Annotated in this window: 13 protein-coding genes; 9 read left to right on the forward strand and 4 right to left on the reverse strand. The window is 47.0% G+C overall.

Annotated features, from left to right (window positions below; all coding sequences use genetic code 11):
• Window positions 1-10: 10 nt before the first annotated feature.
• From FND36_00720 to FND36_00750, 7 genes are all read left to right on the forward strand, one after another.
• A complete protein-coding gene (locus tag FND36_00720) occupies window positions 11-1,129 on the forward strand; it encodes a site-specific integrase (GenBank protein ID QDW72681.1) in 1,119 nt (372 codons plus the stop codon).
• Window positions 1,130-1,505: 376 nt separating this feature from the next.
• Window positions 1,506-2,834 (forward strand): threonine/serine exporter family protein, encoded by a 1,329-nt coding sequence (locus FND36_00725; GenBank protein QDW72682.1) that lies wholly within the window; start codon window positions 1,506-1,508, stop codon window positions 2,832-2,834.
• A 93-nt stretch (window positions 2,835-2,927) separates the two neighbouring features.
• Window positions 2,928-4,319: an asparagine--tRNA ligase gene (gene asnS / locus FND36_00730; GenBank protein ID QDW72683.1), complete on the forward strand. Its 1,392-nt coding sequence runs from the start codon at window positions 2,928-2,930 to the stop codon at window positions 4,317-4,319.
• Between the two features lie 82 nt (window positions 4,320-4,401).
• The gene (gene vanR / locus FND36_00735; protein ID QDW72684.1) at window positions 4,402-5,091 is read left to right on the forward strand and encodes a VanR-ABDEGLN family DNA-binding response regulator; all 690 of its coding nucleotides are present in this window, start codon (window positions 4,402-4,404) and stop codon (window positions 5,089-5,091) included.
• Entirely contained in the window at window positions 5,081-6,352 is a 1,272-nt protein-coding gene (locus tag FND36_00740; protein ID QDW72685.1) for a HAMP domain-containing histidine kinase, read from the forward strand. Before vanR ends, FND36_00740 begins: the two co-directional genes overlap by 11 nt.
• A complete protein-coding gene (locus tag FND36_00745) occupies window positions 6,261-7,292 on the forward strand; it encodes a DNA repair exonuclease (protein QDW75501.1) in 1,032 nt (343 codons plus the stop codon). Before FND36_00740 ends, FND36_00745 begins: the two co-directional genes overlap by 92 nt.
• The gene (locus FND36_00750; protein ID QDW72686.1) at window positions 7,289-8,839 is read left to right on the forward strand and encodes an AAA family ATPase; all 1,551 of its coding nucleotides are present in this window, start codon (window positions 7,289-7,291) and stop codon (window positions 8,837-8,839) included. The genes FND36_00745 and FND36_00750 overlap by 4 nt, the downstream gene beginning before the upstream one ends.
• Window positions 8,840-8,863: 24 nt before the next feature.
• Here the strand turns inward: FND36_00750 and FND36_00755 are convergent, their stop codons facing one another.
• From FND36_00755 to FND36_00770, 4 genes are all read right to left on the reverse strand, one after another.
• Window positions 8,864-10,057 carry a ribose-phosphate pyrophosphokinase gene (locus FND36_00755; GenBank protein ID QDW72687.1) on the reverse strand — a complete coding sequence of 398 codons (1,194 nt, stop codon included), beginning with the start codon at window positions 10,055-10,057 and terminating at the stop codon, window positions 8,864-8,866.
• Window positions 10,044-11,057 carry an AAA family ATPase gene (locus FND36_00760; GenBank protein QDW72688.1) on the reverse strand — a complete coding sequence of 338 codons (1,014 nt, stop codon included), beginning with the start codon at window positions 11,055-11,057 and terminating at the stop codon, window positions 10,044-10,046. Before FND36_00760 ends, FND36_00755 begins: the two co-directional genes overlap by 14 nt.
• Before the next feature lie 21 nt (window positions 11,058-11,078).
• A complete protein-coding gene (locus FND36_00765) occupies window positions 11,079-12,011 on the reverse strand; it encodes a DnaD domain protein (protein QDW72689.1) in 933 nt (310 codons plus the stop codon).
• A 151-nt stretch (window positions 12,012-12,162) separates the two neighbouring features.
• On the reverse strand, window positions 12,163-13,542 hold the full coding sequence (locus FND36_00770) for a UDP-N-acetylmuramate--L-alanine ligase (protein ID QDW72690.1): 1,380 nt from the start codon (window positions 13,540-13,542) through the stop codon (window positions 12,163-12,165).
• A 209-nt stretch (window positions 13,543-13,751) separates the two neighbouring features.
• Between FND36_00770 and FND36_00775 the strand changes: the two genes are divergently transcribed.
• Together FND36_00775 and glgD are read left to right on the forward strand one after the other, a co-directional pair.
• Window positions 13,752-15,026, forward strand: coding sequence for a glucose-1-phosphate adenylyltransferase (locus FND36_00775; protein ID QDW72691.1), 1,275 nt, complete (start codon window positions 13,752-13,754; stop codon window positions 15,024-15,026).
• Window positions 15,023-16,141: a glucose-1-phosphate adenylyltransferase subunit GlgD gene (gene glgD, locus FND36_00780; protein ID QDW72692.1), complete on the forward strand. Its 1,119-nt coding sequence runs from the start codon at window positions 15,023-15,025 to the stop codon at window positions 16,139-16,141. Before FND36_00775 ends, glgD begins: the two co-directional genes overlap by 4 nt.
• Window positions 16,142-16,170 lie beyond the last annotated feature (29 nt).

Raw genomic sequence — 16,170 nt, forward strand, 5'->3', positions numbered from 1 at the left:
GGGGGATCGCATGGCAACAGATAAGAGAGGGAGAAAGCTCCCTAAAGGAATCAGGCAGCGATATGATGATTTTGAAGGGCGTTTTATGTATCAGGGGAAAAGGTATCTGGTACATGGGAAAACTGTTACAGAAACCCAGAAAGCCATGACAGATTTGAAATATAAGCTGGAGCACGGGCTGTTTGTGATGAAAGAGAAGATCACGCTAAACGAATGGTATCAGACCTGGCTAGAAGAGTATAAGAAAAACAGGGTAAAGATAGGGACTTATACCAGCTACGAGAAATACTATAAGAGTGTGATCAAGGAACGGCTGGGCAGCAGGGAGATCACAGAGATCCGGGGCGAGCATATCCAGAAGTTATATAACGATCTGGTGAAAGACGGATATGCTCTCTCCAGTATCAAGATTGTATCTGCGGTACTGAATGGCTGCTTTAAGCAGGCTGAAAGAAATGGTTTGATAGAAAGAAATCCGGTGCGGCTGGCAGAATTGCCACGGCAGACGGAGAAGCCAACCCGCCAGGCTATGACAAGGGAGCAACAGGCATTGTTTATGGAATATGCCCAAGAGAGTTATTTATACCATTTCTTTGAGGTTATGCTGCGCACTGGAATGAGAAAGGGGGAAATGCAGGGGCTTAAGTATTCTGATATAGACCGCAAACAGAATGTGATCCATGTCCGCCGCACATTGAAGTATATCGAGGGCAGGGGATATGTAGAGGACACGCCCAAAACCCGCACATCTACCAGAGATATTCCATTGACTGCTGCCGTGCTGGAGCATATAGAAGCGCAGCGGAATTATTGGGGATTTAAGGTTGTGAAGATGGATCAATATCTGTTTTGCAATGAGAACGGCGGCCCGATTAGCCGGGAACGGGTGCAGGCAGAAATTGAACGCACGATCAAACGGATCAGGGCAGCAGGCCATGATTTTCCTAGAATCACTTCTCATGTCTTCCGTCACACCTTTGCCACAAGAGCGATAGAGGCAGGTATGCAGCCGCAGGTGCTAAAAACTATCCTGGGGCATAGTTCCTTGGCTATGACGATGGATCTGTATAGTCATGTACTGCCAGATACAAAGGCAGAGGAAATGGAGAAGATTGCAAGTGTATTTTAGGGGCCTGCTGCCCCCTTTTTTATCTCTGGACAGTACCAAAAAAGTACCAAATTAGTACCAAATTGCACACACAAGGATAAACCGCAATAAAATAAAAAGTCCCGGAAACGCCGCATTTCCGGGAGATAATGACAAAAGATAAATCTATATAAATAGGTAGGTTTAGAAGTTTTGTTTTACGAGTGGAAGGTCTCGAACACTCGATTCATTTAACGCCGGGAATCGGCGGCAAGCCCGATAGACCTTGGTTTTAGACGGGCTTTGCAACGGGAAATAGTATAGCATTATCCCCATGCTTTCGTCAAGCGTGAAGCTTGACTTTTCCCTATTTTCAACTATACTGTTACTAGAAAATAAGGAACAGAGAGGATATATAATGGTACAGGAGAAGATTATCCCTAATCATATGGACATTTACTGGCATGATTATGCTGACAAAACGGAAACTGTTCCAATCACGGAGGCAAGTATGATTGAGAAGTCCACACTGGTTGGCCGTGTGGGCCTCATGTTATTAGCCTGCGGGACAGGCGCGTGGAGGGTCAGAAGTTCCATGAATACGGTGGCGAAATGTCTTGGATTGACCTGCCACGCCAATATTGGATTGATGTCTATCGATTATAGCTGTTTTGATGGAAACCGCTCTTTTTCGCACTCTTTGAGCTTGAATAACACAGGAGTCAACACCTTAAAACTAGACCGCCTGGAACGATTTGTGAAGAAATTTCCTCAAGAGGGAATCCAGATGACGGCGGAGCAGCTGCATTCCCGTTTGGATGAGATCAATCAATCGGGGAATTTATATACGCCCGTTTTGCTGGGGCTGGCCTCGGCCTTGGCCTGCGGCGCATTTACCTTTTTGCTGGGCGGCGGGATCATCGAAATGATCTGTGCGTTTATCGGCGCCGGGATCGGGAATTACCTAAGATGCAGATTGCTGCAGCGCCACTATACATTATTCTTGTGCATTGTATCGTCTGTGGCGCTGGCATGCCTGGCTTATACGGCGGCGCTTCGGGCGGCAGAGTCTTTGTTCGCGGTACCTGTACAGCATGAGGCCGGATATATCTGCGCAATGTTGTTCATTATCCCAGGCTTTCCTTTTATTACCAGCGGAATTGACCTGGCAAAGCTGGATATGCGTTCTGGCTTGGAAAGACTTGCCTATGCGGTTATGATCATTGTGGTGGCCACTGTTACAGCGTGGATCTTGGCAGTGATCTTGAAACTGGAACCAGAAGATTTTGTGGCATTGTCTCTGGGACCAGCGCTGTTGTTTGGATTGCGGCTGATCGCAAGCTTTTGTGGGGTATTCGGATTTTCTATTATGTTTAACAGCCCGGTGCCTCTTGCGGCGACAGCGGCGCTGATCGGCGCAGTGGCGAATACATTGCGTCTGGAGCTTGCGGAGCTTGATGCGTTTCCGCCTGCCGCGGCGGCGTTTATCGGTTCTTTAACAGCAGGACTTCTGGCGTCTCTCCTGACCAAGCGGCTGGGATATCCCAGGATCGCGATCACAGTGCCATCCATTGTGATCATGGTGCCGGGGATGTACCTTTACCGGGGCGTCTATAATCTGGGGGAAATGTCCCTGACTCCATCGGCCTCCTGGCTGGCCTCTGCCCTTTTGATCATTCTTGCCCTTCCGCTGGGATTGATTTTTGCCAGGATCATTACGGACCGGTCATTCCGGCACTGTACATAAAGGGATATCAGCGGAGAGTGACCTTTAAAAATTGGAAACAATATGGTATAATGGGCGAAAAGTATGTGCCAAGAAAAGGAGCGGAAAATAAAGATGAAACTTACACAGATCAGAGATTTATATAAGAACAGAGAGAAATATCTGGACCAGAAAATAACGGTGGGCGGCTGGGTCCGGAGTATCCGGGATTCCAAGACATTTGGGTTTATTGTTGTCAACGATGGGACATTTTTTGAGCCGCTGCAGGTAGTTTACCATGATAAAATGGAGAATTTCGCGGAAATTTCTAAGCTGAATGTAGGAGCGGCGATCATCGTGACCGGAACACTGGTGGCCACGCCCCAGGCAAAACAGCCTTTTGAGATCCAGGCGGATACGGTAGAGGTAGAAGGAGCTTCCGCGCCGGAATATCCGCTTCAGAAGAAGCGGCACAGCTTTGAGTATTTGAGGACCATCGCTCATCTGCGCCCCAGGACAAACACATTTCAGGCGGTTTTCAGAATCCGCTCTCTTGCGGCTTATGCGATCCATAAGTTTTTCCAGGAGAGAGATTTTGTTTATGTGCACACTCCGATCATTACGGGAAGCGACTGTGAAGGGGCAGGTGAAATGTTCCGGGTGACGACCCTGGATATGGAGAATGTACCTAAGGACGATCAGGGAAAAGTAGATTATGCCCAGGATTTCTTTGGAAAAGAGACAAGCCTTACAGTCAGCGGCCAGCTTAATGCAGAGACCTATGCTCAGGCTTTCAGAAATGTATATACATTTGGCCCAACTTTCCGGGCTGAGAATTCCAATACGACCCGCCATGCGGCAGAATTCTGGATGATCGAGCCGGAGATCGCGTTTGCTGACCTGGAGGATGATATGGATCTGGCGGAAGCTATGTTGAAGTACGTGATCAACTATGTGCTGGAAGAGGCGCCGGAAGAGATGAACTTCTTCAACTCCTTTGTGGACAAGGGGCTTCTGGAGCGGCTCAACAACGTGGTTTCCTCTGAATTTGCCAGAATAACCTATACCGATGCCATAGAACTTTTGGAGAAGAACAATGACAACTTTGAATACAAAGTATCCTGGGGTATTGACCTGCAGACAGAGCACGAAAGGTATCTGACCGAGCAGATCTTCAAGCGGCCGGTATTTGTGACGGATTATCCAAAAGACATCAAGGCTTTCTATATGAAGCAAAACGAGGATGGGAAAACGGTGGCGGCTGTTGACTGTCTGGTTCCGGGAATCGGAGAGATCATCGGCGGAAGCCAGAGGGAAGACGATTATGGGAAATTAAAGGCAAGGATTGAAGAATTGGGAATGGCAGAGGAAGACTATCAGTTCTATATGGATCTGAGAAAATATGGGTCCACCCGCCACGCAGGATTCGGACTTGGCTTTGAGCGTTGTATCATGTATCTGACAGGAATGACAAATATTCGCGATGTGCTTCCGTTCCCAAGAACGGTAAACAACTGCGAACTGTAAAAGTGTTCAAAAAGGGACAGGGCATTTTCAATTTGGGACGGGGGATTTTTAAAAATCCCCCGTCCCCAATAGGAGGTTTCATATGAACATTTTAGTTGTAGATGATGAAAAGGAGATTGCGGACGTTATTGAATTGTATCTTCAGAATGACCAGTATAATGTATACAAGTTTTATACCGGCCAAGAGGCCTTGGATTTTCTGAAGAGTACGAAGGTGGATCTGGCAATTCTGGATATTATGCTTCCGGATGTAGACGGCTTTCAGATTCTGAAAATGATCCGGGAGAAATATACCTTCCCGGTGATCATGCTGACGGCGAAGACGGAGTATATGGATAAGATCACAGGACTTACCTTGGGGGCGGACGACTATATTCCTAAGCCCTTTAATCCCCTGGAGCTGGTTGCTCGAGTAAAAGCCCAGATCCGCAGATATACCCAGTATAATGACGGGGGTAAAGACACGGGAGACGTAATTGATTTTGGGGGCCTGCTCCTGGACCGGACCTCCCATGAATGTGTCTATAATGAGGTCCCGCTGACGCTGACCCCCATTGAATTTGACATCTTGTGGCTGTTATGCGAGAACCGGGGAAAGGTGATCAGTTCAGAAGAACTGTTCGAGAAGGTCTGGCATGAGAAATACTACAAAAACAGTAACAATACAGTAATGGTGCATATCCGGCATCTGCGGGAGAAAATGAATGCGCCTACCGGAAAATCCGACTTTATCAAAACGGTGTGGGGAGTGGGATATAAGGTTGAAGAGTAATTATCGGAAACTAAAATTCAGTATTCTTCTGCAGACGGTCCTGGTCACGGCTGTCACCGTCCTGGTGGGCGGCGTGATCCTCAACTATGTGATCGATGGAGTATATAATGAGAGCTTTGGCCGGATTTTTGTGAAAGTGCTGACATCTATGAACGTGGAGGAGCAGACCGCTATCGATTTATATTGGCGGCTGATCGGCGACAATAAAGAGTTCTTTATGATCGTTGGATTTTTGCTCTTGTTTTCGCTGTTCTTTTACGCGGCCCTCTCCAAAATGACTCGGTATCTGGATCAGGTAGGAGAAGGGATTGAAAATATCGTATCTGACTCCACAGAACCGATCCATCTGATCACGGAGTTAAAGCCCATCGAACTGCGGCTAAATGAGATCAAAGCGACTCTTAAACGGCAGGAATTGGAGTCGGAGGAAGGGGAAAAGAAGAAAAATGACCTGGTCCTGTTTCTGGCTCATGATTTGAAGACCCCTTTGACCTCTATTGTGGCCTATCTGAGCATGATCGATAACTATCCGGAAATGGATCCGGCGGAACGGGAGAAGTATGTCCATATTGCTTTGGAGAAGTCGGTCCGGTTAGGAGAACTGATCAATGAGTTCTTCGATATCACCCGTTATAATCTCCAAAATATTGAGTTGGAACCAGTGGAGATCAATCTTACTATGATGCTGGAGCAGCTTGCAGACGAGCTCTATGGCGTGCTGCAGGAAAAGCAGCTTCGCTGTGAAGTGGAAGTGGAAGAGAATCTGGAAGTATATGGAGACCCGGACAAGCTTGCGCGGGTGTTTGACAATATCCTGCGAAATGCGGTGGCCTACTGCTATGAAAATACGGTCATCCAGATCCAGGCGGTGAAAAAAGGGGACACGATCGAAATTACATTTACCAATGAAGGAGATAAGATTCCAGGGGCGATGCTCCAGACCATTTTTGAGAAGTTTTACCGGGTAGACGGCTCCAGATCCAGTGGGACCGGCGGAGCAGGGCTTGGACTCGCTATCGCCAAAGAGATCGTGGAACTCCATGGCGGAAGCGTTCAGGCCAGAAGTGATGACGTAAAGACCAGATTTATCGTTACACTGCCATCAAAAAATACACAGGAGCAGGAAGAAGGAAAAGAAGATGAAATTCATTCACATCGCAGACGTGCATTTGGGGGCAGAACCGGACGCAGGAAGCGCGTACACCCAAAGCAGGGGAAGAGAGATATGGAACAGCCTGGAGAAGATCGGGGAGCTGTGTAGAGAAGAAAAGGCGGAGCTGCTTTTGATCGCGGGAGACCTGTTTCATAGACAGCCTCTTCTGCGGGAATTAAAGGAGGTAAATTCCTGCTTGGGAAGTCTTCCCTCCACTCAGGTTGTGCTTATTATAGGAAATCATGATTATCTGAAGACGAGTTCTTACTACCGGACATTTCGCTGGGCGGAAAATATCCATCCACTTTTAAGCGAAGAAATCCAATGTATTGAATTTCCTGGATTTTCTACGGCCGTATACGGCTGCAGCTATCATTCGAGGGAGATCTCCGGCAAACCTTATGCTGGTTTTTATGCGCCAGGCCGGCAGCCTTATGAGATTTTGCTGCTCCATGGCGGAGATGAGAAGCATATGCCGATAGATCAGAAGGAACTTCTTAAACTGGGGTATACCTATACTGCGCTTGGCCATATCCATAAACCCCAGGAACTGGCCGCTGGGAAGATCGCTTACAGCGGAGCGCTGGAGCCGATAGATAAAAATGATACAGGACCTCATGGGTATATTAGAGGAGAGGTCACAGACAAAGGATGTCAGATCCAGTTTGTACCGGCGGCCGGGAGAGAATACCGGGATTTGAAAGTGGGAGTTACCCGGGATATGACAGGGCACCAGGTAAAAGAGGCGCTTCGGCGGCAGATCGAACAGCAGGGAATGCAGCATATGTATAAAGTCTGCCTGGAAGGATTCCGGGATCCGGACATCTTGTTTGATCTGGAGGCTTTTGATATCTATGGGAATGTGGTGGAATTGTCAGATGAGACCAGACCGGCCTATCATTTTGAGAAACTAAAGCTGCAGAATCAGGAAAATATCCTTGGCGCGTTTATTGGAGAATTGGAAAACGCCGGGGAAGCGACCATAGAATACAGAGCTTTGTGTGAGGGAGTACGGGCTCTGATGGAGACAAGAAGAGACGAAGTATGAAGATTTGCAGATTGAGAATAAAAAATTTTGGAAAGCTGAAAAATCGGGATTTTGACCTGTCTGAGGGAATTCAGCTTTTCTATGGGGAAAATGAATCGGGAAAATCAACGATCCACACGTTTATTAAAGGGATGCTGTTTGGGATAGAACGAGGAAGAGGAAGAGCTTCCCTCAACGATACGTTCAGTATTTATGAACCTTGGGACGACCCATCCCATTACCGCGGATCTCTGCAGTTTGAGAGTGGAGGAAAACATTTCTGGGTTCATCGGAATTTTGATAAATATTCTAAGAAAGCGGAGCTGATCTGTGAAGAGGACGGGGAAGAGTTTTCCATCGAAAAAGGAGATCTGGATATGCTGCTTTCCGGAATGGACAGAGCTGGTTATGAGAATACCATATCGATCGGCCAGTTAAAGGCAGAACCGTCTCAGCCACTGGCAGTAAGGCTTAAAAATTTCGCAACAAATTATTATGCTGCCGGAGCCAGCGATCTGGACCTTCCGGCCGCGCTTGAACGGCTGGAGGAACGCCGCCGCCAGATTGACCGGGCAAAAAAAGAATTTGTCCAGAAACGGCAGAAAAAGAGGGAGCAGATTGAGCAGGAGGCATCCTATATATGGAGGGAGATCCATAAGCTTCAGGAGGAAGAGGACGTGCTGGAAGCAGAGATCGTGTCCCGCCGGGAGCATTCTGCCAGAGAAGAGCAGGAGAAAAAAGGGGTCATGGATGAGATCCGCCCGTCTAAGTGGAGGATTCATCCGGTAGAAATCCTGTTATTTATTTTGATCGTCGTTTTTTCTTTCATCCTGATTCAGCGCCCCTGGAATTATCTGGTAGCAATTGTGCTGTTTCTGTGCTGCGGCATTTATGTGTGGAACCGTCTGAAGGTAGGAAAAGGACAAGAGAAAACGGAACCGGAGAAACTTCTGGAAGAGATTACGCCGAAAGAGGAGAAGGAACCGCTGGAACGGCTGGTATGGGAAAGAGATCATCTGAGGGCGGAGCGGAAAGAAAAGCAGATCCAGTATGATAATCTCCAGGAACAGCTGGAAGAACTGGAAGAAGTAGGAAGAGAAGCGAAAGAGCTGGACCAGCAGAGAGAGGGGGTTCTTCTGGCAGTAGAGAAACTGGATGAAGTATCTCAGAAACAGCAAGGGAAGCTGGAAGGAGCGTTAAACGCAAAGGTTTCCGAGATCATGAAAGAGATTACCGGAGGAAAATATACCCGCTTTTTGGTGGAGGAACCTCTGAAATTAAGTCTGATCTTAGAGGACGGCAGGAAAGTCGGAATCGAGAAACTAAGCCGGGGGACCATAGAACAGATTTATTTTGCTCTGCGGATGGCCGCGGGAGAGCTGCTGTATGAAGAAGAGTATCCGGTGCTCTTAGACGATACTTTTGCGTACTATGATGACGAACGGCTTAAGAATACGCTTGCCTGGCTGGAGAAAAATAGAAAACAGGTAATCATTTTCACCTGCCAAAACCGAGAGGAGGAAGCGCTTCTGGCGTTGGACATCTCATATAAAAAGGAGGTCGTTTAGACCTCCTTTTTGTTTGCGCTTTTTCTAAGCATCTTCATCCATAATGCCCTTTTTGTAATTATCTACAGCGGTCAGGATCCGTTCGTTGGGATCCAGGATACTGCTGATTGATCCATCGTGATTAAGGGTATCGATCAGCAGAGCCATATATTTACTCATATCGCAATTTACATAGTATGGCCGGGCCAGAAGCTCCGGTGTCTGATAAATGAGATTAGTAGTAAGGATCGCATCGATGATTCCGTCTTCATAAGCTTTGTCGAATTTTTCCAGTCCGTTCGTAAAAAGACCAAAAGTGGCCGCAGCGAAGATCCGCCGCGCTTTCCGCTGTTTCAGCTGTCTGGCGACGTCCAGGATGCTGTCCCCGGAGGAGATCATGTCGTCCAGGATGATCACGTCTTTGCCTTCCACAGAAGAACCCAGGAATTCGTGGGCGACAATAGGGTTCCGGCCGTTTACCATCCGAGTGTAGTCCCGGCGTTTGTAGAACATACCCATATCCAGATTTAATACGTTGGCCAGATAGACAGCACGTTCAGTGGCGCCTTCATCCGGACTTATAGCCATCATGTGTCTGCTGTCGATCTGAAGGTCGTCAAAGGTGCGGAGAAGTCCTTTTACAAATTGATAAGTCGGACGGATCGTCTCAAATCCGCTTAGCGGGATGGCATTTTGGACCCGTGGATCGTGGGCATCGAAAGTGATGATATTATCGGCTCCCATTCTTACCAGCTCCTGCAGAGCGATAGCGCAGTCCAAAGACTCCCGCCGGCTCCTTTTGTGCTGGCGGCTTTCGTATAGGAACGGCATGATCACGTTAAGCCTGCGGGCTTTTCCGCCCACAGCCGCGATCACTCTCTTTAAGTTCTGAAAATGATCGTCAGGCGACATGTGATTGGTGTTTCCGGTAAGAGAATAGGTCAGGCTGTAATTGCACACGTCCACCATAACATAGATATCTTTCCCCCGAACGGATTCGCCTAAGATTCCTTTGGCTTCTCCGGAGCCAAAGCGGGGAACCTTGGCATTGATCAGGTAGGTGTCCCGCTCATAGCCGCTGAATGCCACGTCGTTTTTATGGGCATGTCCGTCCTCCCTGCGCCATTTTACAATATAATCGTCCACCCGTTCCCCCATCTGCCGGCAGCCATCCAAGGCAACAATGCCAAGGGCTCCTACCGGTATATTTTCCAGGTTGCGTTCATTACGGCGTAACATCTTTTGTACCTCCCAGGTTTAATAATTTTTTCTGAATACGAATATCGTCTCCTGTCAGTCGAAGCATAGTGTATGCGCTGCTGAGGCGGGAGAAGATCCGCTCAGAATAAATGGATTTGATATCTTCCAGCGCTAAATTGGTGGAAATAATGGTTGATTTCCTGCGCAGGATTCTTTCATTGATGCAGGCAAAAAGCTGCGATGTGGTAAATGCGTTGGCAAGTTCCGTACCCAAATCGTCGATGATCAGAAGATCACACTCATAGATATGGGTAAATATATCGGAATCGCCCTCCCGCTTTGAACCAAATGTATTCTTCGCGAAATAGTCGAATAGCTGAACAGCAGAAAAATAGATAACGGGAACAGCCTGATCGATCAGCTCTTTCGCGATGCAGTGAGACAGAAAGGTTTTCCCTACTCCGGTGTCTCCATATAGCAGAAGGCTGCGGAATTCGCTGGAAAAGGTATCCACAAACTCGTGACATACTTTTAGGGCAGTCTGTATGGCCTCCAGGGAGGAACGTCCGGTAAGCGGATCGATATGATTGCTGGAATAATATTCTAACTGGAATGTAGAAAAATTTTCCGTCTGGAGGATTCCCTGAAGATTGGACTGCTCATATAAAAGGTCTATGATCGCCTTTTTAAAACAATGGCATTTCTCCGTACCAATATAGCCAGTATCCTGACAGTCCGGGCATGTGTAATGGGGTTCCAGATAATCGTCTGGAAGTCCGGCAGAAGCAAGAAGTTCTCGCTTTCTGGCAAAAAGTCTGGACAGATCTTCTCTGGCGGAGTCCAGCGCGTGTTCGTCTCCCTCCAACAGATTTCTGGCCCGCGTAATGCTGACAGAAGAAATCTCCGCCTCTATTTCCTGAAGGGCGGGAAGACGGCGGTATGCTTCCTGGCGGCGCTGGCGCAGATGACGCGCATTATCCAGCTGCCGCTGTTCATAGGTACGCATGAGTAGATCGTATTGAGAATTGGAAAGCGCCATAATAATCTCCTTAAAATAGAGCTATTGCTGAACCAGCTTTCGTTCCAGGTCATTCATATCATAGGAACGGCTGTCGAAATTGTTGAATTTGTTGGAAGAAGCCTTGGAAGCGGGTCGTTTTTTCCGCTCTTTCTCCTTATAATAGGCCTCGTCCAAAGACTCTATATCTTTTAAGCTGTGGACATTTTTGGACAGCCAGCTTTTCAGAATAGAATCTGTATACTCAAAATTAGGCTGATGAATCTTGTTCATAGTACGTGCGCAGGCCTCCAGGATGATGTCCAGGGAGAAGCCGTATTCATCATTCCATTTCCGGATGTAGGCGATTTCGGAGGAAGCGGGCGCGCGTCCTTTGATGCCATAGGCGTTTAAGATAGAATAACAGTTCTTATTATAAAGGATGGCGCAGGACTTTGCTGCTTCCACCGTCTGGATCTTCTGTTCATGCCAGGATAAAGCAACTTTTTGGATGTAATGAATGCTTTTGTGGCCATTTTCCACACAGTACTCGATCAGATACTCGATCAGGTCGGCGGACATGTCCAAAGTTTCATAAAAATAGGTGATCGCTTCGATGTCTGTAGCGGAAAGCGTTTTGCCAAGATACTGTTCCGCAACAAACAAAAGCTCCTTGAATTCCTTGCGGCTCCGGTAGTTCTGGATATTTGGGACATCCGAAGGCGCCGGAGCGGTGTCAGGCGCGGACTCATAGTCTAAAAGGCCCTGTTTCTTCCAATAATTTAACGCCCGGATCACATCTTTTTCCGTGATTTCCAGAAGATCCGCGATCCTGGAAATGGTCAAAGTCCCGGAAGGCTCGTTTAGGTGACGGAGCAGAAGGAGGTACACCTTTACATACTCGCCGTTGGCTTTCGCCATATAACAGTCGATAAATTCATTTTCCAGCACGGTTGTATTTGTCTGCGCATGATTTGTAAGTGTTAATTTTTTCATAGTGTGCCAATCCTTCCATATCCTGTGATCCTGTGTAAGGATCTAAGAGTCTCGTAGGGTTATTATAACATTGGAAGGACCAGCAAAAAAGAAATTTTTGAGCAAAAAACGGGCTTTTTTGTGGATAAAATTCTGTGGAAAATGTGGAAAACTAGGGTTTAAGAAGATTTTCCCCAATGTTTACAACGTTTCCGGCTCCCATAGTTATCAACAGGTCCCCGTTTTCGCAATGTGACCGACAGAAATCCTCGATTTCTTCAAAGGTAGAGAAATAATAAGCATCTGTTCCCTGTTCTCTAAGGGCAAGGGCAAGATCCTCAGAAGAAACCCCCAGTGTATCGGTCTCTCTTGCGGCATAAATGTCTGCCAGGACTACATGGTCTGCCCCAGTAAGTGCGTCTGCAAATTCCGGGAACAAAGCTTTCGTCCGGGTATAAGTGTGAGGCTGGAAGACGCACCAGAGTTCTCGATGGGGATAGTGACGCGCGGCTTCCAGGGTGGCCTTGATCTCGGTAGGATGGTGGGCATAGTCGTCAATGACGGTTACGCCTTGAAATTCTCCTTTATGCTCAAAACGCCGGTCTGTTCCCTGGAAATCTTTTAAGCCTTTTTTGGCGGTCTCCAGAGGAATGTTTAAAAGGTCCGCCACCGCCAGCGCCGCCAAAGCATTCTGTACATTATGTTCTCCGTTGACGGACAGGCTTACGCGGTCTACGAAGATTCCCTCTTTTACGAAATCGAAAGAAGCGCTGCCTTTTTTATCATAAGCGATATTGACAGCTCCATAGTCAAAAGAACTATCCATACCAAAGGTACAAATACGGCATGGCAGATCTTTAGTAAAGGAATCCAGATCCGGGATCGACCCGTTGATCACAAGAGCTCCGTCCGCAGGAAGAAGCTGGGCGAACTTCTGGAAGGATGAGCGGATATCATTAAGATCTTTGAAAAAGTCCAGATGATCCGCGTCAATATTTAAAATGATACTGATCTTCGGAAGAAAATGGAGAAAGCTGTTGGTATACTCGCAGGCTTCTGTTACAAACAGATCGGAATTTCCGACCCGGATATTGCCTCCAATGGCATGAAGGATTCCTCCCACAGAAATGGTAGGATCCAGATCGCCGGCCAGCAGGATATGGGAAAGCATAGACGTTGTAGTAGTCTTTCCGTGTGTCCCGGACACGGCGATGGGAGTCTTATAATTCGCCATAAGCTGTCCTAAGAGTTCTGCTCGGCTCAGCATAGGCAGGCCCTTCTGAAGGGCGGCCTGGTATTCTTCGTTATCCTCATGGATCGCGGCAGTATAAACGACCACATCGATGCCCTCTATTATATTAGAGGCTTTCTGACCATAGAAAATGCGCGCGCCATTTTTTTCAAGCTGGCGGGTGAGCGGAGTTTCCTTATTGTCAGACCCTGATATGGTGAAATGTTCTTTTAGGAGGATCTGCGCCAGCCCGCTCATGCTGATTCCTCCGATTCCTATAAAATGTACATGTATGGGGTTGTTAAACTGAATCTGATACATAGATTACCTTCCTCTTTGATTTTTAGTCATAAATTTTAAAATCCTATCATATTATTATAAACATATATGATGAAAAAACCAAGTCGAATTTTTTGGTATAATTATATAAAAAGTTTACAAAAAGTGAATAATATTTGTGAAATTTATTCACGAAAGATAATTTCTATGTTATAATGTGGACAATGAACTACGTAAGAAGGGGTGATGACATGATCAAGAAAGAAATGATAGCGATGCTGCTGGCAGGGGGACAAGGCAGCAGACTTGGAGTTCTTACGTCGAAAGTAGCAAAGCCGGCCGTTGCATTCGGAGGCAAATATCGAATTATCGATTTCCCGCTCAGCAACTGCATCAATTCCGGAATTGATACAGTGGGAGTATTGACACAGTATCAGCCCCTGCGGCTGAACAGCCATATTGGAATCGGAATCCCCTGGGATCTGGATCGGAATATAGGGGGAGTAACGATCCTGCCCCCTTACGAGAAGAGCAGCAACAGCGAGTGGTATACAGGAACCGCCAACGCGATCTATCAGAATCTGGATTATATGGAATCCTTTCATCCGGACTACGTACTGATCCTGTCAGGGGATCATATTTACAAGATGGATTACGAAGTGATGCTGGATTATCACAAAGAAAATAAAGCGGATGTCACTATTGCGGCGATGCCGGTTCCCATTGAGGAGGCCAGCCGTTTTGGGATCGTGATCACAGATGAAGACGGAAAGATCACAGAATTCCAGGAAAAACCGCCAGAACCGAAGAGTAATCTGGCATCCATGGGTATCTATATATTCAGCTGGCCTGTGCTCAAAGAGGCGCTGGTAGCGCTGAAGCATGAGCCGGGGTGTGATTTTGGCAAGCACATTATTCCTTACTGTCATGAGAAAGGAGAGCGGCTGTTTGCTTATGAATATAACGGATATTGGAAAGATGTAGGAACCCTGGGGTCTTATTGGGAGGCGAACATGGAGCTGATCGATATCATCCCTGAGTTTAACTTATATGAGGAGTTTTGGAAGATTTATACCAACAGCGATATCATCCCGCCCCAGTATATTTCCGGACAATCTGTGATCAACCGGAGTATTATCGGCGATGGAGCGGAGATATACGGGGAAGTGCATAACTGTGTGATCGGCCCCGGCGTAACGATCGGAGAGGGGGCGGTTGTCAGAGATTCGATCATTATGAAAGATGTTGTGATCAAAGAAGGCTGTGTGATCGATAAGGCGATCATCGCTGAGAGCGTGGAAATAGGAAAACAGGTGACATTGGGAATCGGCGGCGAGGCGCCGAATCGTCTGAAACCGGATATCTACGCCTTTGGTCTTGTTACGATTGGGGAAAATTCTGTCATTCCAGACGGGGTGCAGATTGGAAAGAACACCGCGATCAGCGGGGTTACCGTAAAGGAAGATTATCCGAACGGACTCCTGGAAAGCGGAGAAACATTGATAAAGGCAGGTGAGCGCTCATGAGAGCAGTAGGACTTATTTTAGCGGGCGGTAACAGTAATAAAATGAGAGAGCTGACTCAGAAGCGCGCGGTGGCGGCAATGCCGGTAGCCGGAAGCTACAGGGCGATTGATTTTGCGCTGAGTAATATGTCTAACTCCCATATCCAGAAAGTGGCGGTGTTGACTCAATATAATGCTCGTTCCCTAAATGAGCACCTGAATTCTTCTAAATGGTGGGATTTCGGGAGAAAACAAGGCGGTTTGTTTGTATTTACGCCAACCATTACCGCAGATAACGGCTACTGGTATAGAGGAACCGCGGACGCGATCCACCAGAATCTGGATTTTCTAAAAAGATGCCATGAACCTTATGTGATCATTGCGTCAGGAGACGCGGTATATAAGATGGATTATAATAAGGTTTTAGAATACCATATCGCCAAAAAGGCAGATATTACGGTGGTTTGTAAAGAACTTCCGCCAGGCGAGGATGCCAGCCGCTTTGGCACGGTGAAGATGAATGAGTCTATGCGGATCGAGGAATTTGAGGAGAAACCCATGGTTGCCAACTCCAATACGATTTCTACGGGGATTTATGTGATCCGCAGGAGACAGCTGATTGATTTGATCGAGCACTGTGCGGAAGAAGAAAGACATGATTTTGTAACCGATATCTTGATCAGATATAAAAATCTGAAAAAGATCTGCGGTTATAAAATAAAAGATTACTGGAGCAACATATCGACTGTGGATGCTTATTACAGGACGAATATGGACTTCTTGAAACCAGAAGTAAGAAATTACTTTTTCAAACAGCACCCGGATGTGTATTCGAAGGTGAGTGACCTGCCGCCAGCCAAATACAATCCCGGAGCAGTCGTTAAAAACAGTCTTATCGCAAGCGGCTGTATCATTAACGGCATGGTGGAGAATTCCATTCTGTTTAAGAAAGTATTTGTCGGTAACAATTGTGTCATCAAGAATTCAATCATTCTTAACGATGTCTACCTCGGAGATAACACTTACATTGAAAACTGCATTGTAGAGAGTCGTGATACAATCAGGGCAAACACACGTCATATTGGGGAAAATGGTGTGAAAGTAGTTGTTGAAAAGAACGAGAGGTATGCACTCTAGTGCAGTGCCGAGGAAGAAAGGGGCAAAAA

Source organism: Lachnospiraceae bacterium KGMB03038 (assembly GCA_007361935.1).
Classification (GTDB): Bacteria; Bacillota; Clostridia; order Lachnospirales; family Lachnospiraceae; genus Massilistercora.